The sequence below is a fragment of the Kocuria sp. UCD-OTCP genome, assembly GCF_000349605.1.
Taxonomy (GTDB): Bacteria; Actinomycetota; Actinomycetes; order Actinomycetales; family Micrococcaceae; genus Kocuria; species Kocuria rosea.
Genome location: NZ_AOSQ01000045.1, coordinates 1 through 23,094 on the forward strand (window position 1 = coordinate 1; position 23,094 = coordinate 23,094).

Genomic DNA, 23,094 nt, shown 5'->3' on the forward strand with positions numbered 1-23,094 from the left:
ACGTGACTGGAGTTCAGACGTGTGCTCTTCCGATCTTCCGCGTCCGGGGCGGCGTTGGCGTCGCCCTGCGTCGTGAAGCTGCGCCGCCCCTCTCCGTCCACCGCGACGCCCACGATCCGGTGGGTCACGAGGGTCGGGTCGTCCGGACGGGGCATGAACGTCACGACGTCCCCGGTGCTCAGTCCCGCGGCGTCGTCCTCAAAATCGATTCGAAAAACGGGCTGACCGCGGCCGAGGCCACCAAGATCTGCGGCTACCCCTTCAGCACCACCTACCGGCTGCTCAACGCGCTCGTCCGGGACGGCTTCGCCGAGCTGCAGGAGGACAGGCGCTACGTTCTGGGGCTGAAGATCTTCCACGCCGCCCACAGCGTGGCCCAGCGCCTCGGGATCACGGGGACGGTCGTGCCCGTGCTCCGGCGGATGGTCGAGCGCACGGGGGAGTCCTGCCTCTTCGCCGTCCTGGACGGCGACCGCTTCCACACCCTCGCCAAGGAGGACGGGCCGGACTTCCGGGTCACCTCCGACCCCGGCTACCGCGGCGCGCTGCACTCCTCGGCCCTCGGGCTGTGCCTGCTCGCGTTCGCCCCGGAGGACGTGCGCGAGCACCTGCTCGGCACCATCGAGCTCGAGGCCCGCACCCCGGCCACGCTCACGGACCGGGACGAGCTGCGCCGGCGGGTCGAGCGGATCCGGCGGGAGGGCTGGGCCACCCAGGACCAGGAGCACGACGTGGGGATGGTCGCCGTCGCGGTGCCCGTCCTGCGGCCGGGCGGGGGCTGCATCGGCTCGCTCGCGCTGTCCGCGCCGGTGTTCCGGCACCGGCTGGAGGACCTCGTGGACATGGTGCCCGCCCTCCGGGAGGCGGCCGGCGAGCTGGGCGCGCGGCTCACGGGCTGAGCGGCCGGGGCGGGCTCAGGGGACGGACTGGCCCCGCGCCGCCGTGAGCAGCGCGTACCAGTCCTCGTGGCCGAGCCGGGACGCGAGCTCCTCCGCCGCGGCGCACGCGGCGATCCGCTCCGGGTCGGTGGTCCCCAGCACCGGGCGGATCCCGCCGGGGTGCTTCATGAGCCACGCGAGGACCACCGCCTCGCCGGGGACGCCGTGCGCCGAGGCGATCCGGTGGACCGTCTCGGCGGTGGCCGCGGCGTGCTGGTCCTCCGGCGGGATCGGCGCACCGGTGTACAGGCCGCGGGCCAGGGCGCCCCACGCCTGCACCTCGATGCCGTCGGCCGCGCAGTACTCCAGGAGCCCTTCCGGGAAGGAGTGCTCCGCGCCCTCGGGGTGGTTGGCCAGGATCTGCTGCTCCACGAAGCTCCGGTGCCGCAGGCTCAGCTCGAGCTGCACCGCGGTGACGGGCGTGCTGAGCACCTGCTGGTAGCGGGACACCTGGCGGGTCGACATGTTGGACAGGCCCACGGAGCGGATCAGCCCCTCCTTGCGCAGCTCGTCCAGGGCCCCCGCGACCTCTCGGGGATCGGCCAGTGGGTCCGGCCGGTGCAGCATGAAGCGCTCCACGGAGTCCACGCGGAGCCGGCGGAGGGACCCCTCGAGGCCGCGCCGGATCGTGTCCCGGTCCAGCCGGTAGTGGGTCGGCGCGCCGGGTGCCGCGGTGTTGCCCGGCAGGCGAACCCCGCACTTGGTCTGGAGGCGCACCCTCCGGCGCAGCTCCGGGTCCTCCGCGAGGAGCTCGCCGAAGACCTCCTCGGACTTGCCGTGGGCGTAGATGTCGGCGTGGTCGAAGTCGGTGATGCCGGCGTCCAGCGCCGCGTGCACCGCGGCCCGGGCACGGTCCACGGTCCCTGCGCTCGGCGGGGCGTCGTCCCACGACCCCCCGATGGTCATGCAGCCGTAGATCAGGCGCGAGCTCATGAACGGTCCTCTCCGTCGGGCACCCCGGCGTCCCGGGTGGGGCTCTGCTGCTCCAGGCGCTGCTGCTCGGCGGACCAGCGCAGGCGGGCGGCCGCCGCGTAGGCGGCCCCGGACTCCTTCATCCGGCCCGCGCGCTCGTAGAGCCGGCCCAGGGCGGTGAAGCACTCCGCCTGGTCCGTGGCCGTGGCCTCGGTCTCCTGGTAGAAGTCCAGCGCCCGGTTGTAGGCCGTGATGGCCTGGGTGTGGCGCTCGCCCAGCTCGTACACCCGTCCCAGGTTGACGTGGCACTGCGCCTGGTCCTGCGCCTCGTGCGGGGCGTCGAGGTACTGGCCCAGGGCGTCGAGGAGGTGCTCCTCCGCGTCGTGGGCGCGGTCCAGCTCGAGCAGCAGGCTGCCCAGGATCAGGTGTGTGCGGGCCAGGTGCTTGCCGCTGCCGGGGATGCGGCAGAACAGCCCGAGGGCGTTCTCGTAGGCGGTGACGGCCCGGCCGGGGCGGTTCATCCCGAGGTAGAGATGACCCAGGTTGTAGTGGCAGGCGGCCTGCTCCTGGAGGCAGTCGCCCTCCTCCTCGAAGAGCACGATGGCCTGCTGGTAGGCGGTCTCGGCCTCGTCGAGCCGTCCGCGGTCCTCGGCGTCCAGGGCCCGGGTGAAGAACCCGTGCCCGTCCTGGGTGTAGCTCATGCGGAGTCCTTTCTCGGCCGGGTCCTGCGGGGGTGTCGGCGGGCTACGCGGGGTGCGGGTCCTGCGGGCGCGGGGCCCGGCGGCCCAGCGCGAACCACAGTCCCGCGCCGGCGACGGGGAACGCGAGGATCACGAGCAGCCACAGCAGGCGCAGCACGGGATCCAGGGCCGGGTTGCGCAGCAGGGAGACCGTGGCGGTCACCATCAGCACGACGACGACCGCTCCGGCCACCGTCGCACCGCTCTCCCACGCCCCCGTCCGCACGGCCTCGGCGCCGCCGGCCGCGAGGGCGGTCCAGGTGCTCATGCATCGATCCTCGCACCGTGGGCCCGGGCGGACAAGGGCGGGCGCTCCGGCGCGCCGGTCCCCGGTCCCCCGTAGAGTGGAATGCGCCACAGCTCAGCACGCTGATAAAATGTGGCTGTCGACTGCAACCCCGAGGAGAGTCCACGATGTCCACCTCCGACGACCGCCCGTACGACCAGGAGTCCGCCCACGAGGAGCCCACCGCCGGGCGCGCCGGCGGGCGGGACGCGGACGACACCGGGGTGGAGCGCCACGCGCCCAACTCGGCGACCGAGCTCTGGGACCACAACGCCTACGGGCGGGAGGACGGCGACATCGGCGGCTCCGCGACCTCGGGTGCCACCGACACCCGCGACCCGCGCGGCGGGGCTCCCGCCTACAACATCGACGCCGGGGACGACGACGCCGTCCGTCACGGCGACGACTCAGGCCGCGACGACGGCTCGCCCGTGCGCGGGACCGGCGAGTCGCTGACCGGGGCGGACGCCACGGCCGGCCATGACCGCGAGAGCGTGGGCGACGATCGGTCTGACGACCGGCGCGACCACGGCCGGCGCGACGAGCCGTCCGGCGCCGGCGGAGGGGCCTTCGACCAGGAGGCGACCGGCCGGGACGCCACCGGCCGGGACGTCACCGGCCCGGACACCGCCGACCTGGACACTGCCGACCTGGACACCGTGGAGCGGGACGCCACCGGCCCGGACACCACGACCCGGGACACCACGGACCGGGACACCACGACCCGGGCCGGGGCGGAGCGCGGTGCCGGCCGCCACGCCGCCGGGGACGCGACCGGTGACCTCGGGGGCGGTGGTCGCTCCGGCGAGACCCCCTCCGTGGTCCGGCACGAGGAGCGGCTGCAGGTCGGGACCGAGCGCGTCGAGTCCGGGCGGGCCCGGCTGCGCAAGTACGTGGTGGAGGAGCCGGTGCGCGCGGAGCAGACCCTGGCGTCCGAGGACGTCGAGGAGGTCCGCACCCCCGTCACCGAGGAGGAGCGCGAGGCGTTCCTCGCCGGCCGGGAGCTGCCGGTGGGGGAGGACGAGGTCATCCTCTACCGGGAGGTGCCCGTGGTGCACACGGTGCGCGTGCCCTACGAGCGGGTGCGCCTGGTGGTGCGCCGCACGGAGCGCACGGAGGTGGTCGAGGAGACCGTGCGCCAGGAGCGGGTCGACGTCGAGGAGGACTGAGCCCCTCCGTCCCGGACCCCCTCGGCCACGGCGCCGAGGGGGTCCGTTCCGCTCCGTCCGGGGAGTCCGCCCGGGGCGCGGTCGGCTGTTCACCCAGCGCGGAGGCGGGTCCGGTGACTTGTGCCCTGCCTCACGGGAGTGCACTAATGGTAAGTGAGCTGGTCGTTCCCGTCCGTCCGGACCGGGACCGGCCGGTGTCGACCGCACTTCGACGACCGGGAGGTCCATCATGCGCAAGAGGCTGAACAGGAAGAGGCAGAGGACCGAGGGGCAGGCGCCCATGGCTCCCGGCGTCCCCGGCAGCGAGACCGCCCCGCTCGCGGAGCCCACCACGCCCCGCCCGCCGCTGCCGCCCAAGCCGGACCAGGGCACGCCGGAGCCGGTGAGCCCCACGGGCCAGGACACCGGGATCGACCCGACCCTCAACGCCCAGGGCGGCGAGCACCTGACCACCGCCCACGGCTCCCGGCGCGCCGACACCGACCACTCCCTGAAGGCGGGCCGGCGCGGTCCCGTGCTCCTGCAGGACCACCACTTCCGGGAGAAGATCAGCCACTTCGACCACGAGCGCATCCCGGAGCGCGTGGTGCACGCCCGCGGCGCCGGCGCCCACGGCGTGTTCCGCTCCTACGGCACCGCGAGCAGGATCTCCTCCGCCGCCGTGTTCGGCAAGGACGTCGAGACCCCGGTCTTCGTGCGCTTCTCCACCGTCCTCGGCTCGCGCGGGTCCGCCGACCTCGCCCGGGACACCCGCGGCTTCGCCACGAAGTTCTACACCTCCGAGGGCACCTGGGACCTCGTGGGCAACAACATCCCCGTGTTCTTCATCCAGGACGCCATCAAGTTCCCGGACGTCATCCACGCGGGCAAGCCCCACCCGGACCGGGAGATCCCGCAGGCGCAGTCCGCCCACGACACCTTCTGGGACTTCGTCTCCCTGCACACCGAGGCGCAGCACCACACGATCTGGAACATGTCGGACCGCGGCATCCCCCGGTCCTACCGCACCATGGAGGGCTTCGGCGTCCACACGTTCCGGCTCGTCGACGACGCCGGCCGCAGCGTGCTCGTGAAGTTCCACTGGAAGCCGAAGCTCGGCGTGCACTCGGTGCTGTGGGAGGAGGCGCAGATCGCGATGGGCATGGACCCGGACGTGCACCGCCGGGACCTCGCGGACGCCATCGAGGCAGGCGCCCACCCCGAGTGGGAGCTCGGGGTGCAGGTCTTCGAGGACAACGAGGAGCAGGTCTTCGAGGGCATCGACCTGCTCGACCCCACGAAGATCGTCCCGGAGGAGCTCGCGCCCGTGGAGCCGGTCGGGCTGATGACGCTCAACCGCAACCCGTCCAACTACTTCGCCGAGACCGAGCAGGTCGCCTTCAACCCGAACAACCTGGTCCGCGGCATCGACGTCACCAACGACCCCCTGCTGCAGGGCCGGCTGTTCTCCTACCTGGACACCCAGCTCAGCCGGCTGGGCGGGCCCAACTGGACCCAGCTGCCGATCAACCGCCCGCACGCCCCGGTCAACGACATGCTCCGGGACGGGATGCACCAGACGGCCGTGCACAGCGGGGTGGCGCCCTACCACCCGAACTCGCTGGACGGGAACAACCCCTTCCCCGCCGACGAGCCGGCCCGCCCCTTCATCGACCACCCGGCCCCGGTCGCGGAGTCGGTCAAGGAGCGCGGGAACCCCGTGACCTTCGAGGACCACTACACCCAGACCCGCCTGTTCTGGCTGTCGATGAGCGACGTCGAGAAGGAGCACATCGCGCAGGCGTACACCTTCGAGCTCGGCAAGTGCTGGGAGCAGGCGGTCAAGGAGCGCCAGCTGCAGGCCCTGGCCAACATCGACGAGAAGCTGTGCGCCGTGGTCGCCCAGGGCCTGGGCCTTCCGGCGCCGAAGCCGACCGTCAAGCACGGGAGGATCAAGCCCAGCCCCGCCCTGTCCCAGGTCGGCGGGCAGTGGCCCCTCGACGGCCGGCAGGTCGGGATCGTGGTGGGCCCCGTCCCCGACGAGAACGACCTCCTGGCCGTGGTCTCCGCGATCGACGACGCCGGGATGGTGCCGCTGGTCATCGCCCCGCACGGCGGGCCGGTCGGGCGCGGCGGGAAGGTCGTGGCCCACCGGACCTACCTCACGGCGCGCTCCGTCGAGTTCGACTCGGTGCTGGTGGCCGGCGCCGTCCCGCCGGCCCCGGACGCCCGGCAGGGCCTCGACGCGAAGGCCGGAGCCGTCGCCCCCGGCGGCGTGGACCCGCGCGTGCACCTGCTGCTCGGCGAGGTGTTCCGCCAGGCCAAGGCCATCGGCACCTGGGGCGCCAAGGGCCAGGTGCTCGCCGCGGCCGGCCTGCCCGAGGGCGCGCCCGGCGTGGTCTCCGGCAAGGACGCCGCCGCCGTGGTCGAGCAGGTGGTCACGCTCATGAAGAGCCACCGCGCCTGGGAGCGGTTCCCGGTCTCCGGCCGCCTCTGACGGCCGTCCTGCCGCTGACCCACCACGTCGGCCCGGGCACCCCGCGGATCCGCGGGGTGCCCGGGCCGACGTGGTGGTCCCGGCGGCGGCGGGCGGGCCGGGGCGGGTCAGAAGCGGCCCAGCTCCTCCCGCAGCGCCGAGCCGAGGTCGGGGTGGCGGAACCGGTAGCCGCGGTCGATGGCCCGGTCCGCCGAGACCCGCTGGTCCGCGAGCGCCATCAGCTCGGCGCCCTCGGAGCCGAGCACGAGCTTCGGCCCGAACCCCGGGGTGGGCAGCAGGGCCGGCCGGCCGAGGACCTTGCCGAGGGTCCGGGCGTAGTCGCGGCCCGTCACCGGCATCGGGGCCACGGCGTTGACGGGCCCGTGCAGGCCGGGGGAGAGCACCGCGTGGGCGAACAGACCCACCGTGTCGTCCAGCGAGATCCAGCTCAGCCACTGGTCCCCGGAGCCGAGCCGCCCGCCCAGCCCCGCGAGGAACAGGGGCAGCTGGGCCTTGAGGGCGCCGCCGGCGGGGCTCTGCACCACCCCGGTGCGCACCGTGACCACGCGGGTGCCGATGGCCTCGGCCTCCTGGGCGGCACGCTCCCACGCCGTGCAGACCTCGGCGAGGAAGTCGTCGCCCGGCGGGGACTTCTCCGTGACGCTCTCCCCGTGCGTGTCCGCCCCGTAGTAGCCGATCGCGGAGCCGTTGACCAGCGCGGCGGGGGCCTCGTCGCCGAGCGCGACGAAGGCGCGGACGAGCAGCCGGGTGCCGAGCACCCGCGAGTCGTGGATCTGCTCCTTCGCGGCGTCCGTGAGCCGCCCCCCGATGCTGCGCCCGGCGAGGTTCACCACGACGTCCACCCCCCGCAGCGCGGCGGGGTCCAGCTCCCCGGCCGCCGGGTCCCACGAGATCTCGAGGGGGGTGCGCGCCTCGCGGCGCACGAAGCGCAGGACCGTGTGGCCCCCGGTGCTCAGCAGCGCGGCCAGCTGCACGCCGATGGTGCCCGAGGCCCCCGTGACGGCGACGGTCAGGGGCCGGCCGGGATAGCGGCTGTGGAGCTCGAGGTCGGCGGCCAGCCGCCGGGCGCGGGCCTCGAACTGGCGGCCCAGCGCCGGGCTCATCAGCCGGTCCCCGAACGCCCTGCTGCCCGGCAGCGCCGCGTACTCCACGGTGTCCGTGACCACGGTCCCGCCGTGCCCGTCGTCGTCGAACCGGTGGTGGTGCTCCCACGAGGCGAGCGGGCCCTTCACCATCCGGTCCCGGAACTCCCGGCCGGGGACGAAGCCGTGGTGCTCCGCGGTCCAGGGCACCGAGGCCAGCCCGTAGGAGCCCGGCACGGCCACCCGCAGCCGGGACCGCGTCCCGTCCTGCAGCGGGGGCGAGGACTCCTCCACCACGGAGCCCGTCCACGCGGGCGTGAGCCGGGTGAGCGCCCCCGGGCGGGCGTGCCAGGCGAAGACGTCCTCGACGGGGTGGGGCACGCGGGAGCTGAACGTGAAGGTGGTCATGCGTGCCACTCAACCCGCATTGCCCCGGTTCGTCCAGGACCTCGGGCCGCGGGCCGTCCGTGTCCTGGCCCGGAGGGCCGGCGGCGGCCGGGCGCGGTGCGGTGCCCGGGCCCCCGCGGACCGGGGTTCCCGCCGTCCCGCTTGCCCCCCGGCGGGCCGTCGCCCAGAGTGGGGGACGTGAACACCCCCGGACGCATCGTGCTCATCCGCCACGGCCAGACCGACTGGAACCTCGAGGAGAGGCTCCAGGGCGCCACGGACGTCCCGCTCAACGACGCCGGGCGGGAGCAGGCCCGGGTCGTCGCCCGCCACCTGCACGCCGAGGCCCTCGGCTGGGACGTCCTGGTCTCCTCGCCGCTCGGCCGTGCCGTGGAGACCGCCCGGATCATCGGCGAGGCCCTGGGCCTCGAGCTCGCGGCGACCTACGACGAGCTCGTGGAGCGCAGCTTCGGCCCGCTCGAGGGCTCGCGCCTGGCGGGTCTCGAGGGCGCCGCGCGGGAGCAGGTGCTCTCCGCCGGGGAGCCGCCGGAGGCGGTCGTCCGCCGCGGTCTGGCGGCGCTGCGCCGGATCCGCGCCGACCACCCCGGGCGCCGCGTGCTGGTGGTGGCGCACGGCTCGCTCATCCGCCTGACGGTCTCCGAGCTCAACGGGGAGGCCCATCCCCGGGTCGGCAACTGCGAGGTGGTCCCCGTGCGGACGGAGGCCCTCGGCGCCGCGCGCCTGCGAGATGACGCGTCGGAGTCCACCGCACCCTGACAGTCCCGGCTTCGTTCAATAAGCTGGGACCCACCAGGGACGGTCCCACGAGGTGCCGTCCACCCCCTGGGGCGGCGAGGGCGGCGCACGGACCGTGCCCCCTGCCGTCCACGGCGACGAAGGCGTGATGCGGCTGTGGCCTCTGACCAGTACACGATCCCCGACGAGGACCGGACCGAGGCGCTGCAGGTGATCCCGCGGGCCCCCGAGTGGTCCGGGGACCGGGCGTGGATCAACGAGTACTACCGCCACGTGCCCCAGGAGGACCTGCTCGCGCGCACCGAGGACCAGCTGCGCGAGCGGGCCGACCACCACCACGAGGTGGGCCGGGTCCGCGCGCCCCGGGAGATCGCCGTGGGCGTGCGCCAGGAGGACTCGACCTCCGTGGTCTTCGTGGTCACCGAGGACGTCCCCTACCTCGTGAGCACCGTGTCCGCGGAGATCGCCGCGAAGTGGGGCGGTGCCCGCCTGCTCATCCACCCCGTGCTCGTCGCCGCCCGGGACGCCGGGACGCACGAGCTGCGCGAGCTCCAGCAGGTCCCGGACTTCTCGGCCACCTCCAGCGGCGACACCACCGCGCTGCCCAGCCTGGCCGGGTTCCGCTCGGACGGGGGCACCACGCACGTGGTGGAGTCCTGGATCTCCGTGGAGCTCTCCCGGCAGATCTCGGACGAGACCGCCCAGGAGCTGGTGCACCGGCTCACGAGCCTGCTCGAGGACGTCCAGCGGGTCGACGACGACCAGGTGGAGCTCAAGGAGCGCGTCGGACGGCTCGCGGACGAGCTCGACCGGCTGCGGCGGCTGGACCTGCCCGAGGGCGGGCACCCGCCGCTGGTCGGACCGTCCCAGGAGTTCCTGCGCTGGCTGGTCCGGGGCAACTTCATCCTCATGGGCTTCAAGGAGTACGACCTCGAGGACTCCGGCGACGGCCTCTCCCTGGTCAGCCGTCCCGGGACCGGTCTGGGCCTGCTCGTGGAGCACGACCGCAAGCCGCACCGGCAGGTCCTGACCGGGCTGGGCCGGGAGCACGCCCGCGAGGCCGGCACGCTGTTCATCACGAAGGCCAACCGCCGCTCCTCGATCCACCGCCGGGAGTACCTGGACTACATCGGCGTCGCGAAGTACGACGACGAGGGCCGGATCGTGGGCGAGTACCTCGTGCTGGGGCTGTTCACCCGCCGCGCCTACAACACCCCGGCCCGCGAGACGCCGCTGATCAAGGACAAGATGGCCGAGGTCGCCGAGCGGTTCGGCTTCCTCGAGGACTCGCACTCGGCCCGGGACCTGATGGGCAACATCGAGGACTACCCGCGCGACGAGCTGTTCCACATGACCGCGGACGAGCTCTACGACATCATGCGCGGCGTCATGGGCCTGGACGAGCGGCGGCAGACCCGGCTGTTCCTGCGCCAGGACCACTTCGGGCGGTTCATGTCCGCGGTCGTCTTCCTGCCCCGCGACCGGTACAACACGTCGGTGCGCGGGCGGATCGAGGCCGAGCTGAAGCGCACCTTCGACGCCGAGTCCATCGACTTCGACGCCCGGCTCACCTCCTCGACGCTCGCCCGCCTGTTCTTCCGCATCCGGCTGCCCTACACCGGTCAGGTGCAGTCCTTCGACCGCTCGGGCCTGGAGGCGCGGCTGCGGGCCGCGGTGCGGTCCTGGTCCGAGGCGCTGGCGCGCGCGATCCACCGGGACTTCTCGGAGGAGCTCGCGCGGACGCACGCCGAGAACTGGGCGGAGGCGTTCCCGGACGCCTACCGGGCGGACTACGAGATCGAGGAGGCGGTCGAGGACCTCCAGCGCTGCGAGGAGCTGTGGGGACGGGACCCGGACCTGCCCGCGGAGGTGCGCGTCGTCGACGACCCCGGGGGCGTGCGGCTGAACATCTACCTCACCCGCTCCCTGTCCCTGACCGAGCTGCTGCCGATGCTGCAGAACCTCGGCCTGACGGTCCTGGACCAGAAGCCGTACGAGGTCACCCCCGCCGACGGCCGCCACTTCCAGCTCTACGACTTCGGGGTGCGGCTGCCGGAGGGCGTGGACGCGACCGGCCCGGAGGACGCCAAGACCGAGGACCTCATCGAGGACACCCTGTGCGCGGTGCTGTCCGGGCGCTCCGAGTCCGACTCCCTGAACCGGCTGGTCCTGACGGAGCGCATGACGTGGCGGACCGTGGCCGTGCTGCGCTCCTACGTCCGGTACCTCCTGCAGCTGGGGCACCCCAACTCCTTCGACTACATCGCGGACACGCTCCTGGGCTTCCCGCGGGTCACCCGGGCGCTGGTCGAGTTCTTCGACGCGAGCTTCAACCCGGCGCTCGACGACGCCGTGCGCGGCTCCCAGCGCGACGCCGCGCAGGGGCGGCTCACCGAGGCCCTGGACGAGGTCCCCACCCTGGACGCCGACAAGCTGCTGCGGGCGCTGGCCGAGTGCATGGCCGCCACGCTGCGCACCAACGTGTACCGGCACCGCCCCACCATGGCGTTCAAGCTGGACCCGCGGCGGATCAGCACGGCCCCGCTGCCGCACCCCATGTTCGAGGTCTGGGTGTGGTCCCCGCGGGTCGAGGGCACGCACCTGCGCTTCGGGCCCGTGGCCCGCGGCGGCCTGCGCTGGTCGGACCGCCGGGAGGACTTCCGCACCGAGGTCCTGGGCCTGGTGAAGGCGCAGATGGTGAAGAACTCGGTGATCGTCCCCAACGGGGCGAAGGGCGGGTTCTACCCCAAGCAGCTGCCCGAGCCGGCCGCGGACCGGGACGCCTGGGTGGCGGAGGGCCGGGAGGCGTACAAGCTGTTCATCGCCTCCCTGCTGGACATCACCGACAACCTCGTCCGCGACGCGTCCGGCCAGGACGTCGTCGTGCACCCCGAGAACGTGGTGCGCCGCGACGGCCAGGACTCCTACCTGGTGGTGGCCGCGGACAAGGGGACGGCGTCCTTCTCGGACACCGCCAACGCGATCTCCGCGGAGTACGGGTTCTGGCTCGGGGACGCCTTCGCCTCGGGCGGCTCGGTGGGCTACGACCACAAGGCCATGGGCATCACGGCCCGGGGGGCGTGGGAGTCGGTGAAGCGGCACTTCTTCGCGCTGGGCGTCGACACCCAGGCGGAGGACTTCACCGTGGTGGGCGTGGGGGACATGTCCGGCGACGTGTTCGGCAACGGCATGCTGCTGTCCGAGCACATCCGGCTGCTGGCCGCGTTCGACCACCGCGACATCTTCCTCGACCCCGACCCGGACCCGGCCGTCTCCTACGCCGAGCGCGAGCGGCTGTTCGGCCGCCCGCGCTCCTCGTGGCAGGACTACGACCCGGAGAAGATCTCGGCCGGCGGCGGCGTGTACTCGCGCACCGCGAAGTCCGTGCCGATCTCCCCGCAGGTCCGCGAGGCCCTCGACCTCGACGACGGCGTCGAGGAGCTCTCCCCGATCGAGCTGATGCGGGCGATCCTGACGGCGCCCGCCGACCTCCTGTACAACGGCGGGATCGGCACGTATGTGAAGTCGGCGCAGGAGACCTCCACGGACGTGGGGGACAAGGCCAACGACCCGATCCGCGTCGACGGCGGGGACCTCCGGGCCAAGGTCGTCGGCGAGGGCGGCAACCTGGGCTGCACCCAGCTCGGCCGCGTGGAGGCCGCGCTGAACGGGGTGCTGATCAACACGGATGCGATCGACAACTCCGGCGGCGTGGAGTCCTCCGACCGCGAGGTCAACATCAAGATCCTCGTGGACCGCATGGTCGTGGCGGGCGAGCTCTCCGCGGCGGAGCGCGCCGGCTTCATCGAGGCCATGACCGACGAGGTCGCCGGACTGGTGCTCGAGACGAACGTGGCGCAGAACGTGCTGCTCACCACGGAGCGCTCGCGCGTGCGGGCCCTCAACGAGGCCTACATCCGGTTCCTGCACTGGCTCGAGGACGAGGCCGACCTCGACCGGGGCATCGAGTTCCTGCCCTCCGACGAGCAGCTGCGCGAGCGGGTCCGCACCGGCCACGGGCTCACGTCCCCGGAGTTGTCCGTGCTGGCGGCCTACGCCAAGATCCAGCTCTCGGAGGCGCTGGTCGAGGGCGGTCTCGCCGAGGACCCGTGGTTCGGGGAGGTCCTGGAGGCCTACTTCCCGGAGCAGATCACCCAGCGCTTCGGCGAGCTCGTCGGCACCCACCCCCTGCGCGCCGAGATCATCTGCACGATGGTGGCCAACCAGATGGTCAACTACGGCGGCATCCCGTTCGTCTACCGCGTGATGGAGGAGACCGGGTGCGGGCCCGTGGAGGTGGCCCGGGCCTTCGTGGCGGCCGTGCAGATCTACGAGATCGACCGCTACGCCCACCAGCACCGGGAGCTGCCCGCGGAGGTGCCCACCGAGGTGTGGGACCGGATGTTCCTGGACATGCGGCGCCTGCTGGACCGCGTGGTGCGCTGGCTCATCAACCGGGAGGAGACGGCCAACCCGGTGGCCGAGGTCATCGACCGCTACAAGCCCACCGTGGACATCCGGTTCCTCGAGGACCGGCTGCTCGGGGAGGACTCCCGGCAGCGGGTCGACTCGCGGGCGGAGGCCGCCGCGCGGCAGGGCGTCCCCGGGGCGCTGGCCACGGAGTGGTCTCAGCTGCTGGACGCGTTCGCGCTGCTCGACGTCGCCCGTCTCGCCCACGCCTCCGGCGAGGCGATCGCCGAGGACGGCGGCCTCGACGAGGAGCAGATCAAGACCATCGCCAAGGTCTACTTCCGGCTCTACGACCGCTACCGCATCGAGAGCCTGCTCAACCGCATCACCGGCCTGCCGCAGACCACCCGCTGGGAGAACCTCGCGCGGATGTCCATGCGGGAGGACGTGTACGCGACCCTGGTGGCCCTCGCCGACCAGGCGCTCGAGGCCCCCGGCCGGGACGCGCGGGAGAAGGTGGAGTCCTGGGAGTCCAGCAACGAGTCCCGCCTGGGCCGGCTGCGCGAGGTGCTGGGGGAGATCGAGGCCGAGGACACGGGCGAGGCCTCCGCGGAGCTCGCGTCCCTGTCCGTGGCGCTGCGGACCATGCGCAGCGCCCTGGTCGGCTAGGACGGCCCGTGCAGGGGACGGCCGCGGTCGTCGGCTCGGGGCCCAACGGGCTCGCCGCGGCCGTGGTGCTGGCCCGCGCGGGCCTCGACGTCACGGTCCACGAGGCGGCGGGCTCGGCCGGCGGCGCGGCCCGCTCGGCGGCCGTGCTCGGCCCCGGCACGGTGGTGGACCTCGGCTCCGCCGTCCACCCCTTCGGCGTGGCCAGCCCGCTGTTCGCGCAGCTGGGCCTGCACCGGCACGGCCTGGAGTGGCTGCACCCGCCGGTCGTGGCCGCGCACCCGCTCGACGACGGCCCGCCGGGCCTGCTGCACCGCTCGCTCGAGCGCACGGCGGCGGGGCTGGGCGCGGACGGCCGGGCGTGGTCCCTGCTGCACCGCGGCGTGGTGGAGCGCTGGGAGGAGACGGTCGAGTCGGTGCTGGGCCCGCTCGTGCGCGTGCCCGAGCACCCGCGGGCACTGGCGTCATTCGGTCTGCGCGCGCCGTGGCCCGCCGCGGCCACGGCGCGGGCGCTGTTCCGCACCGAGCAGGCCCGGGGGCTCTTCGCCGGGTCCGCCGCCCATGCGGTGCTGCCCCCGCGGCACGCGCTGACCTCCGCCTTCGGGACGCTGTTCGGCGCCGCCGCCCACGCCACGGGGTGGCCGGTGGCCCGCGGCGGCACCCAGGCCGTCGTCGACGCCCTGGTGGCCGATCTCGAGGAGCACGGCGGGCGGGTGCTCGTCCACTCCCCGGTGACGGACCTCGCCCAGGTGCGGCCGGCCGACGCCGTCCTGCTGGACCTCACGCCCCGGCAGGTGCTGGGCCTGCGCGGGCTCGAGCTGCCGGACCGGTACCGGCGGGCGCTCGCCCGGTGGCGCTACGGCACGGCCTCCTACAAGGTGGACCTGCTGCTGGACGGCCCCGTGCCGTGGCGGGACCCGCGCGTGGCGGAGGCCGGGACCGTGCACGTGGGCGGGACGCTCGCCGAGATCGGCGCCGCGGAGCAGCAGGCGCGGGCGGGCCGGCTGCCGGAGCGCCCGTTCGTGCTCGTGGCCCAGCAGGGGGCCGCCGACCCGTCCCGGGCCCCCGCGGGTCGGCAGGTGCTGTGGGCCTACGCCCACGTCCCCCACGGGTGCGACGACCCCCGGGCGGGGGAGCGGGTGCTCCGGCAGCTCGAGCGCTTCGCCCCCGGGGTGCGCGACCGGATCCGCGAGCGCGTGGACACCTCCCCGGCCGGGCTGGAGGCGTGGAACGCGAACCTCGTGGGCGGGGACATCGGCGGCGGCTCCCTGGACGGGCTGCAGCAGCTGTTCCGGCCGGCCGTGCAGGCCGACCCCTACGCCACCGGCGTGCCGGGGGTCTGGCTGTGCTCGTCGTCGACGCCCCCGGGCGGCGGGGTGCACGGCATGGCCGGGTACCACGCCGCCCGCAGGGCGCTGCGGGGCCTCGCGAGGAGCCGGCGGCCCGCCGGCTGACGAGCGCTCAGGCGCCGACCCCGGCGTACGTCGTGGCCGCGAGCTCGCGGATCTGCGCCACGTAGCCGCGGGTCTCCGCGAACGGGGGGATCCCGCCGTGCCGCAGGACCGCCGTGGGCCCGGCGTTGTAGGCGGCCAGCACGAGGTCGATCTCCTCCCGGGCCGAGGCGGGCGCCAGTCCCCGCACCATGCGCCGCAGGTCCTTGAGGTAGAGGCCCTGGGCCCGGATGGCGGCCCGCGGGTCGAACGGGTCGCCCCGGCCGTAGTGCTTCCACGTGTCCGGCATGAACTGGGCGAGGCCCTGCGCCCCGGCGGGGCTGACGGCCCGGGGGTCCCAGCGGCTCTCGACGTCCAGCTGGGCGGCGACGATCTCGGGCGGGAGCCCCGAGAGCTCGGCGGCGGCCAGGACGTCATCGCCCCACGGCTCCGGGACGGGCGCGGTGCGGATCGGCTCCTCGCCGAGGGACGCCCCGCAGCACCCGGGGGCGTTGGCGTGGAAGAGCCCGCCGGTGCCGATCAGGAGCAGCACCACGGAGGCCAGCAGGAACCACCGGGAACCGCGCGGGGCGAGTTCCTCGGTGCCGGGGCGCGCGGGGTCCAGGACGGTGGTGGCCATTTGTTCCAGGCTAGGGCGGCCCGCCCGCCCCGGTCTGCGGCCTCTTGGGGGGACAGCCTCCACGCCCGCCCGGTGGACGGGAGGGTCAGCCGGTGACCTCGATCAGGCCGCGGGCTCCGCGCTCGGCCTCCACGAGGGAGTGGTTCACGAAGGGATAGGTGCCGGGCTCGGAGAACTCCAGCTCCACGAAGCCGCCCTGGGCAGGGGCGAGGTCGAGGGCCTGGGCCCCGCCGGATCCCGCGCCGCCGCGCTCCAGGAGGTAGGCGCCCTCCTTGTGCACGGTGTCGAACTGAGCGCCGACCACGTGGAAGCTCAGCCCCGTGGACGGCCCGGCCGCGAGGACCCGGATCCGCACCCGCTCCCCGGCGCGGGCGGTCAGCGGCTCGTGCAGGTACTGGGTGGCGTGGCCGTTGAAGACCGTGAAGCTGGGGACCCCGCCCGGGATCCTGGCCGGGTCCACGGCGGCGTCCACCCCCGTCCCGTCGCCGGCGTCCTCCCCGGGCGGGCCCAGGTACGTCTCGTTCTGCACGAGGAGGTAGTCGCGGTCCACCTCCGGGAGCCCCGGCGGGTCGATCACCACGGCGCCGAACATGCCGGCCGCCACATGCGTGCTCATCGGCGCGGTGGAGCAGTGGTAGAGCCAGATGCCGGAGCGCACCGCCTCGAAGCGGTAGACGAGGGAGTCCCCCGGGGCGAGGGTGCGCATGTTCTCGTCGGGCGCCACCGTGCCCGCGTGGAAGTCCACCGAGTGGCCCATCGTTGCGCCGTTGGTCAGCGTGATCTCGAAGACGTCGCCGACCTCCCCGTGCAGCGTGGGCCCCATGTAGCGGCCGTTGTACGTCCACGCCCGCATGCGGACGCCGGGGGCGATCTCGTGCTCGCCCTCCGAGACGTCGAGGTCCACCCGGTGCACCCGCCGGCCGTCCTCCTGCACGCCCGCGCCGACGGGCTCGAGCACGGGGGAGCGGACCTCGACGCCCTCTCCCGGGGCGGCCCCGAGGTCCGCGCCGTCGGCCGGATCGGTGCCGGAGGGGACCACGCCGGGCGCCCCGCGCCGCTGGCCGGCCGCGGAGGGCGCGTCGAGGGGAGCGCCGTCCGCGCCGACGGCGACGACGTCGAGGGTCATCCCCATGCTGCGGTGCCCGACGATCGAGCACCACGCCTCCAGGGGTCCGTCGACCACACCCGCCTCCACGGTCACCGTCTGTCCGGGGCCGACGCGCCCGGAGCTCGTGCCGGAGGCCAGGACGAGGTCGTGCACGTTGGTCGGGTCGTCGTTCGTGAGCTCGATCACGAGCTCGTCGCCGAGCGGGACCTCCACGACGGAGGGCTCGAAGCGCATCCCCTCCCGGGCACTGACCTGCACGGTGGTCGTCCCGCCCGTGGCCGGGGCCCCGGAGCCGCCGCCGCGCAGGTCGAACCCCGCCGCGGCGGGGTTCACGGCGATGCCCGCCGCGACGCCCAGGGCCACCACGAGCACCCCCGCCAGCGCCTCGCGGGCCGGCCGCGGAGGCGCGGCGGGGGCGACGGCCTCCGGCATGGGCACCGGCTCCCCGGCCCGGCGGGCCATGGCCGCCCGGCGCCCCGCCAGCGAGGTCCGGGCGGCGGAGACCATGAGCGGGACGAACGCGAAGAGCGCCGCCGCGCCCAGGACGGAGACCACGGCCCGGACCCAGGAGGGCACCGCGCCCGGTGGGAGCGCGAAGAGCAGCACGCACAGGTTGACGACCACCACGCGGAACGTCCCGGCGCGGTTGATGGCCCGGTGGGCCGCCCGCACGGTCGCCGGCCCTCCCCCCATGGTCACCGGCAGGAGGTAGGTCATGGCCCCCAGCAGCACCTGCACCAGGAAGCCGGCCACGAACGGGACGGTCAGCTGTCCCAGCGCCGCCGCGTCGAAGCCGTGCAGGGCCACCACGAGGACGGCGGCCACCACGGTGACCGTCCACCACAGGACGCCGGCGGCCACGGACCAGCCCGCGTAGTCGGAGGGACGGGCCCGCACCGCGGTCCGGGCCATGACCGCGACCACGGCACCCAGCCCCGCGGCGTAGACCGCCAGGCCCGCCGCGGCGAGCACGGGGGACCCGGCCAGTGCCGCCGTCCCGGTGAGCACCAGCCCCCCGGTCAGCACGGGCAGCGCCGCGGTGCTGACCCGGGTGGAGAGCTCCGGCATGCGCGTGCGCAGGATCGTGGGCCACAGGGTGAGCGCGGTCCCGGCGACGGTCAGGCCCACGAAGCCCAGGACGTTGGTGACCTCGTGGGCGAGGAGCAGGCGCGCGTGCCAGGCGCCGGCGGGGCCGGTGGTCAGGAGCGCGCCGAGGACCGCGCCCACCGGCAGCAGGAAGGCCGCGACCACGTAGTAGCGCACGGTCACGGCGAACCGGGACGGCAGCGCCGTGCGCAGCTGCCGGAGCAGGGCCGCCCCGTGCCAGGCCACCGCGGCGCCCACGGCGGTCGAGGCGACGAGCACCAGCACGTACCAGCCGGTGAGGAGTCCCACGACGAGCAGCACGGTGCCGGCGTTGAGCAGCCCGATCCGGGCCAGCTGCCGACCCCGGGCGTCGTCGGGCACCCGGTTCTTCAGCAGGGAGTCGGTGAAGTGCTGTGACCACACCAGGACCGAGTTGGTCACGAGCCCCAGGGTGACGAGGTGCACCAGCAGCCACCGCGTCTCCGGGAGCCAGCGGTGGAAGAGCACGACGAGGAGCAGGGCCGCCATCCACAGACGGACCGGTCTGCCGGCCCGGCGGTGCCAGGACGTCCGTCCCCGGGGGCGTGCGGATGCGTGCACGGAGCTCACCTGCCCATTTAATTTGCGGATCAGATACTAGTATACGGTGCGGCTGTCACCGGGTGTGCCGCCTACGATGAGGGCGTGACTGCCGAGATCATCGCGACCCTCATCACCGCCGCCCTGCTCGTCGTCGGGTGCCTCGGCATCATCGTGCCGGTGCTGCCGGGCTCGATCCTGATCGTGGTCGGCCTCCTCGTCTGGGCCCTCACGGTCCAGGCGGTCGAGGGCTGGACCGTGCTGGGGATCGGCTCCGCGCTGGCGATCGCCGGGATGGCCGCGAGCGCCGTGCTCACCGGCACCCGGCTCAAGCGCCGGCAGATCCCCAACCGCTCCCTCCTCTACGCCGCGGCCGGCGCCGTGGTGGGCCTGTTCGTGATCCCGGTGGTCGGGATCTTCGTGGGGTTCTTCGTGGGCCTGCTGCTGAGCGAGACCGCCCGCCAGCGGGACCTCCGGGCGGCGCTGGACTCCAGCTGGGCGGGTCTCAAGGCGGCGGGCCTGGGGATCGTCGTGGAGTTCGCGTGCGCGCTCGCCGCCTCCACGGTCTTCGTGCTGGGCGCGCTGGTCCTCTTCACGACCGTCTGAGCCCGCGAAGCCGGGGACGCCGAGGGCCCGGACACCAGCGGTGTCCGGGCCCTCGGCGTCCCACGGCGCGTCAGCGCCAGGGCAGGGGGACCACCTCGACGTCCTGCCCGGCGGTCACGCCGCCCGGCGGGACCACGGCGATGACGTCCGCGTGGGCGAGCCCGCGGAGCATGTTCGCGCCGACCCGGTCCCGGGGGGCGACCGTCCCGTCCCGGAGGTAGGCGGGCACCAGGGCGGTGACCTTCTGGCCCGGCAGGTCCTCGGCCGCCGGCAGGGTGCGCGTGGCCGGGGGCCGGTCGCTGTGCAGCTTGGCGAGCAGGGGCTGGGCCACCGTGAAGATGCTGGTCATCGCCGCCAGCGGATTGCCGGGCAGGCCCACCACGAAGGGGCCGTCCTCGGGCAGCCGCGCCAGGAACGTGGGGTGGCCCGGGCGCTGGGCGAGGCCGTCGAGCAGGAAGACCGCCCCGAGCTCCTGGAGCGCCGACCGGACGTGGTCGGCGTCGGAGTGCCCGGTCCCGCCGGTGGTGATGACCACCTCGGTGCGGGCGTCGAGCACCGACGCCATGCCGGAGGGCGCCTCGGTCAGGGCGGAGAGCATCGCCTTCGCGGTGTCCTCGACGCGCCGGAGCTGGTCCACGGACCCGCCCAGCATCTCCACGAACGTGGGCAGCTGGGGTCCGAAGGCGTCCCGGACCTGGCCCGGCTCGGGGATCCCGTCCTCGACCACCTCGCTGCCGGTGAGCAGGATCGTCACGCGCGGACGGCGGCGGACCGGGAGCATGTCGTGGCCGCTGACGGCGGCGAAGGCGATGTGCGCCGGGTTGAGCAGGCAGTCGGCGTGCAGGATGACGTCCCCGGCCGCGACCTCCTCGCCGGTGCGGCGGATGTTCTGCCCGTAGGGGATGTCCTCGGCCGAGGGGGCGTGGGCCGCGATCGTGAGCACGGTGCCCTCCTCGGACAGCTGCGCGTACTCGTCCCGCAGCACGGCCCGGGCCCCGGCGGGGACGAGTCCGCCGGTGACGATGCGGGTGGCCTCGCCGGGCTCCAGGTTGAGCACCGGGCGGTAGAGCTCCCGCGGCGGGATGGTCAGCATCTTGCGGGGGTCGGTCTCCACGGGCTCGGGGAAGACCACCGTCCACGGCTGGGGGCCGGCCACGGCGTAGCCGTCCATGGCGGAGGAGGCGTAGTGCGGGACCGGGATCGGGGCGGTGACGTCCTCGGCGAGGACCTCGCCGAGCGCCTCCTGCAGGGGCAGCCAGTGGCTGGGCAGCGCGGTGGCGATGTCGTAGGAGAACTGCCGGGCCCGGTGCCAGTCGGCGTCGTGGACGGTCTCGACCTCCTCGGGGGCGCTCTCGGGCGTGCCGCTGTCGTCCTCGATGACGGGCAGCGCGTGCGTGTAGGGGCTGTTGGTGTCGTGGGGCAGGGGCAGTCCGGACATCAGTTCTCCTCGGGGGTTCGGCGGGCGGCGGGGACGAGACCGTCGACGGTCTGCAGCGCGCGGTCCAGGACGCGGCGCTCGTCCTCGCCCGCGGCCGCGGCGCGGCCCACGTGGTAGCCGAGCAGGTAGGCGGTGGGCGGGACGGCGGGGCGCACGGTGCCGTGGGCGATCCTGCCGGTGAGTCCCAGCACGGCGTCCAGGGGGAGGCCGGCGTCGGGCACGTCCAGGGCCGCCCGCACGGCCTCGACCCACCGCTCCAGGATCTCGTGCTCGGACGGGCTCAGGTCCTTGGGCATGCGCCGCTCCTCCCGGGCGGTGGGGCCGCCCGCTCGTGGTCAGGTCAGGTGGTGCCTGTGCACATCGTCCCACGTATCGACGTCCGCGGTGGCGTCCTCGGGCACGGTGACGTCCCGGAGCGGGAGCTCGCGCACGAACGAGAACACGGACCGGTCCGCGGCGTCCTGCCCCGCGAAGGCCCGGCGCAGCACGTCGCTGCGGTAGAGGGCGGCGAGGGGCTGGCGGTGGCCGTCGGGCGGGACCGACACGTAGCCGGCGGCGCCGTCACCGGTCCGGGCCGCCTCCAGCAGGAGGGGCACGGCCCGTGACACCCCGGGCATGTCGCACGCCAGGATCAGGGTCCACTGCGCGGCGGGCAGGGCGTCGAGGGCGCGCAGCCCGGCGGCGATGCCCGCGGCCGGCCCGGAGAACGGCGGGTCCTCCCGGGTGCGCAGCACGTGCGCGGGGACGGCCGGGTCCGCCGGGCCGACGACGACGACGCCCGCCGCCTCCCGGACCGCGTCCAGCGTGAGCTCCAGCAGGGTGCGCCCGGCTCGCCGCAGACCGGCCTTGGGCCGTTTTCGAAGATCTTTTGCTCACGGGAGGNGGGCGGAGCGGCCGCCCGCCAGGACCACGGCGTGGAAGACCGGGGCCGGTCCCGGGGCGCTCACGCGCTCATCCGCCGGAGAAGGGCGGCAGGACGTCGAGCACCGCCCCGGACGGGACCGGAGTGTCGGGATCGGGGCAGGCCACGCCGTCGAGCAGGAAGCTGGACCGGGCCAGCACCTGCGCCAGCGGAGGCTGTCCCGGCGGCGGCTCGGGGTGGGCCCGGGCCAGCAGGTTCTCCACGTCCCGGCGCGTGCAGGGCCGGTCGTCGGGGACCTCCAGGGTCTCGGCGTCGGTGCCGGCCGCAGCGCGGGCGGCGGCGAAGTAGCGGATCAGCATCCCGGCTCAGCCCCCGATCGCGCTCATGGGGCGTTCCGGCTGGACGTAGTCGGAGGAGTCCAGGCCTACGTGGTCCATGCCGTGGGCGGCCGGTTTCGCCCACATCGCCGCCCGCCAGCGCTCGGCCAGNCAGGCCTACGTGGTCCATGCCGTGGGCGGCCGGTTTCGCCCACATCGCCGCCCGCCAGCGCTCGGCCAGCTGGGCGTCGGTGGCACCGGCCCGCAGCAGCGGCAGCAGCTCGACCTCCTCGTGGGAGAACAGGCAGGACCGGATCCTGCCCTCGGCGGTGATCCGGGTCCGCTTGCAGTCGGCGCAGAATGGCTCCGTCACGGAGGCGATGACGCCCACCGTGCCCAGCGGCGGGTCCTGGGCGCCGGGGCGCAGGGCGGAGGACGCGGCGGGGGGCGCCGCGGACGTCGCGTCCGAGGTCGCGCCGGAGTCCACGGGGGCGGCGCTGGCCGTGCGGGCGTGCACGTCCCAGAGTTCGGCCGGGGCGCCCTCGCGCGGGCCCGGGTGCGGGGCCAGCCGGAACCGGCCGGCGAGCCGGTGGCGGATCTCGGCGGCGGTGACCATCTCCGCCCGGGTCCAGCCGTGGTCGGCGTCCAGGGGCATCTGCTCGATGAACCGCNCGAGCCGGTGGCGGATCTCGGCGGCGGTGACCATCTCCGCCCGGGTCCAGCCGTGGTCGGCGTCCAGGGGCATCTGCTCGATGAACCGCAGGGCGAAGCCGCGCGCCAGCGCCCACGCGAGCAGCTCCGGGGCCTCGTGGTCGTTGACCCCGCGCATCAGCACCGCGTTGATCTTCACCGGGGTCAGCCCGGCGGCGGCCGCCGCCTCCGCCCCGGCCAGCACGTCGGTCAGCCGGTCCCGGCGGGCCAGGGTGCGGAAGGTCGCCGCGTCCAGGGAGTCCAGGGAGATGTTGATCCGGCTCAGCCCGGCCTCGGCCAGGCCCTGGGCGCGGGCGGCCAGACCGATGCCGTTGGTGGTCAGCGAGACCGGCAGGTCCGGGTGGGTAGCCCGGATCCCGGCGATGATGTCCTCGAGGTCGGCCCGGACCAGGGGCTCCCCGCCGGTCAGGCGCAGCTCGGTGACCCCGAGCTGCTCGACGCCCACGCGCACGATGCGGGTGATCTCGGCGGGGGTCATCAGCTGGGCGGCGGGCA

The 23,094-nt window shown here is 74.5% G+C and carries 16 protein-coding genes and 2 pseudogenes; 7 read left to right on the forward strand and 11 right to left on the reverse strand.

Annotated features, from left to right (window positions below; translation table 11 throughout):
• Window positions 1-119: 119 nt before the first annotated feature.
• Entirely contained in the window at window positions 120-899 is a 780-nt protein-coding gene (locus H488_RS32345; protein ID WP_017834380.1) for an IclR family transcriptional regulator, read from the forward strand.
• Between the two features lie 15 nt (window positions 900-914).
• Here the strand turns inward: H488_RS32345 and H488_RS32350 are convergent, their stop codons facing one another.
• Genes H488_RS32350 through H488_RS32360 form a run of 3 tightly spaced genes read right to left on the reverse strand, consistent with a single transcriptional unit; the run spans window position 915 to window position 2,858 of the window.
• On the reverse strand, window positions 915-1,871 hold the full coding sequence (locus tag H488_RS32350) for an aldo/keto reductase (RefSeq protein ID WP_017834381.1): 957 nt from the start codon (window positions 1,869-1,871) through the stop codon (window positions 915-917).
• The gene (locus tag H488_RS32355; RefSeq protein WP_017834382.1) at window positions 1,868-2,551 is read right to left on the reverse strand and encodes a tetratricopeptide repeat protein; all 684 of its coding nucleotides are present in this window, start codon (window positions 2,549-2,551) and stop codon (window positions 1,868-1,870) included. The genes H488_RS32350 and H488_RS32355 overlap by 4 nt, the downstream gene beginning before the upstream one ends.
• 43 nt (window positions 2,552-2,594) lie before the next feature.
• Entirely contained in the window at window positions 2,595-2,858 is a 264-nt protein-coding gene (locus H488_RS32360) for a PLDc N-terminal domain-containing protein (protein ID WP_017834383.1), read from the reverse strand.
• Between the two features lie 146 nt (window positions 2,859-3,004).
• On the opposite strand from H488_RS32360, the gene H488_RS37665 reads away from it, so the two are divergent.
• Window positions 3,005-4,045 carry a YsnF/AvaK domain-containing protein gene (locus H488_RS37665; RefSeq protein WP_017834384.1) on the forward strand — a complete coding sequence of 347 codons (1,041 nt, stop codon included), beginning with the start codon at window positions 3,005-3,007 and terminating at the stop codon, window positions 4,043-4,045.
• 280 nt (window positions 4,046-4,325) lie between these two features.
• Window positions 4,326-6,521 (forward strand): catalase, encoded by a 2,196-nt coding sequence (locus tag H488_RS32370; RefSeq protein WP_017834385.1) that lies wholly within the window; start codon window positions 4,326-4,328, stop codon window positions 6,519-6,521.
• Window positions 6,522-6,628: 107 nt separating this feature from the next.
• On the opposite strand, the gene H488_RS32375 is transcribed toward H488_RS32370, so the two are convergent.
• On the reverse strand, window positions 6,629-8,011 hold the full coding sequence (locus H488_RS32375; RefSeq protein WP_017834386.1) for a TIGR01777 family oxidoreductase: 1,383 nt from the start codon (window positions 8,009-8,011) through the stop codon (window positions 6,629-6,631).
• Window positions 8,012-8,188: 177 nt separating this feature from the next.
• Here H488_RS32375 and H488_RS32380 point away from each other — a divergent pair, with 177 nt between their 5' ends.
• The 3 genes from H488_RS32380 (at window position 8,189) to H488_RS32390 (ending at window position 15,276) form a co-directional block, all read left to right on the forward strand.
• The gene (locus H488_RS32380; protein ID WP_017834387.1) at window positions 8,189-8,767 is read left to right on the forward strand and encodes a histidine phosphatase family protein; all 579 of its coding nucleotides are present in this window, start codon (window positions 8,189-8,191) and stop codon (window positions 8,765-8,767) included.
• Between the two features lie 135 nt (window positions 8,768-8,902).
• Complete coding sequence (locus H488_RS32385; RefSeq protein WP_017834388.1) at window positions 8,903-13,825, forward strand: NAD-glutamate dehydrogenase; 4,923 nt, start codon at window positions 8,903-8,905, stop codon at window positions 13,823-13,825.
• An 8-nt stretch (window positions 13,826-13,833) separates the two neighbouring features.
• A complete protein-coding gene (locus H488_RS32390; protein WP_017834389.1) occupies window positions 13,834-15,276 on the forward strand; it encodes a phytoene desaturase family protein in 1,443 nt (480 codons plus the stop codon).
• Window positions 15,277-15,283: 7 nt separating this feature from the next.
• Here H488_RS32390 and H488_RS32395 read toward each other — a convergent pair whose 3' ends face one another.
• Both H488_RS32395 and H488_RS32400 read right to left on the reverse strand, forming a co-directional pair.
• Entirely contained in the window at window positions 15,284-15,892 is a 609-nt protein-coding gene (locus H488_RS32395; protein ID WP_017834390.1) for a lytic transglycosylase domain-containing protein, read from the reverse strand.
• A gap of 85 nt (window positions 15,893-15,977) precedes the next feature.
• A complete protein-coding gene (locus H488_RS32400) occupies window positions 15,978-18,614 on the reverse strand; it encodes a multicopper oxidase domain-containing protein (RefSeq protein ID WP_017834391.1) in 2,637 nt (878 codons plus the stop codon).
• Window positions 18,615-18,770: 156 nt separating this feature from the next.
• On the opposite strand from H488_RS32400, the gene H488_RS32405 reads away from it, so the two are divergent.
• Window positions 18,771-19,271 carry a DUF456 domain-containing protein gene (locus H488_RS32405; protein ID WP_017834392.1) on the forward strand — a complete coding sequence of 167 codons (501 nt, stop codon included), beginning with the start codon at window positions 18,771-18,773 and terminating at the stop codon, window positions 19,269-19,271.
• A 70-nt stretch (window positions 19,272-19,341) separates the two neighbouring features.
• Here the strand turns inward: H488_RS32405 and H488_RS32410 are convergent, their stop codons facing one another.
• The 5 genes and pseudogenes from H488_RS32410 to moaA all read right to left on the reverse strand — a co-directional run bounded on the left by H488_RS32410 (window position 19,342) and on the right by moaA (window position 23,077).
• Window positions 19,342-20,709: a molybdopterin molybdotransferase MoeA gene (locus tag H488_RS32410; protein WP_017834393.1), complete on the reverse strand. Its 1,368-nt coding sequence runs from the start codon at window positions 20,707-20,709 to the stop codon at window positions 19,342-19,344.
• Window positions 20,709-21,005, reverse strand: a complete 297-nt coding sequence (locus H488_RS32415) for a DUF6457 domain-containing protein (RefSeq protein ID WP_051063815.1) — start codon at window positions 21,003-21,005, stop codon at window positions 20,709-20,711. Before H488_RS32415 ends, H488_RS32410 begins: the two co-directional genes overlap by 1 nt.
• Before the next feature lie 39 nt (window positions 21,006-21,044).
• Window positions 21,045-21,551: pseudogene (mobA, locus tag H488_RS32420) on the reverse strand (molybdenum cofactor guanylyltransferase); the annotation flags it as partial.
• Between the two features lie 109 nt (window positions 21,552-21,660).
• Window positions 21,661-21,930, reverse strand: coding sequence for a MoaD/ThiS family protein (locus tag H488_RS32425; protein WP_017834396.1), 270 nt, complete (start codon window positions 21,928-21,930; stop codon window positions 21,661-21,663).
• Between the two features lie 6 nt (window positions 21,931-21,936).
• Window positions 21,937-23,077, reverse strand: a pseudogene (gene moaA / locus H488_RS36690) (GTP 3',8-cyclase MoaA).
• Window positions 23,078-23,094 lie beyond the last annotated feature (17 nt).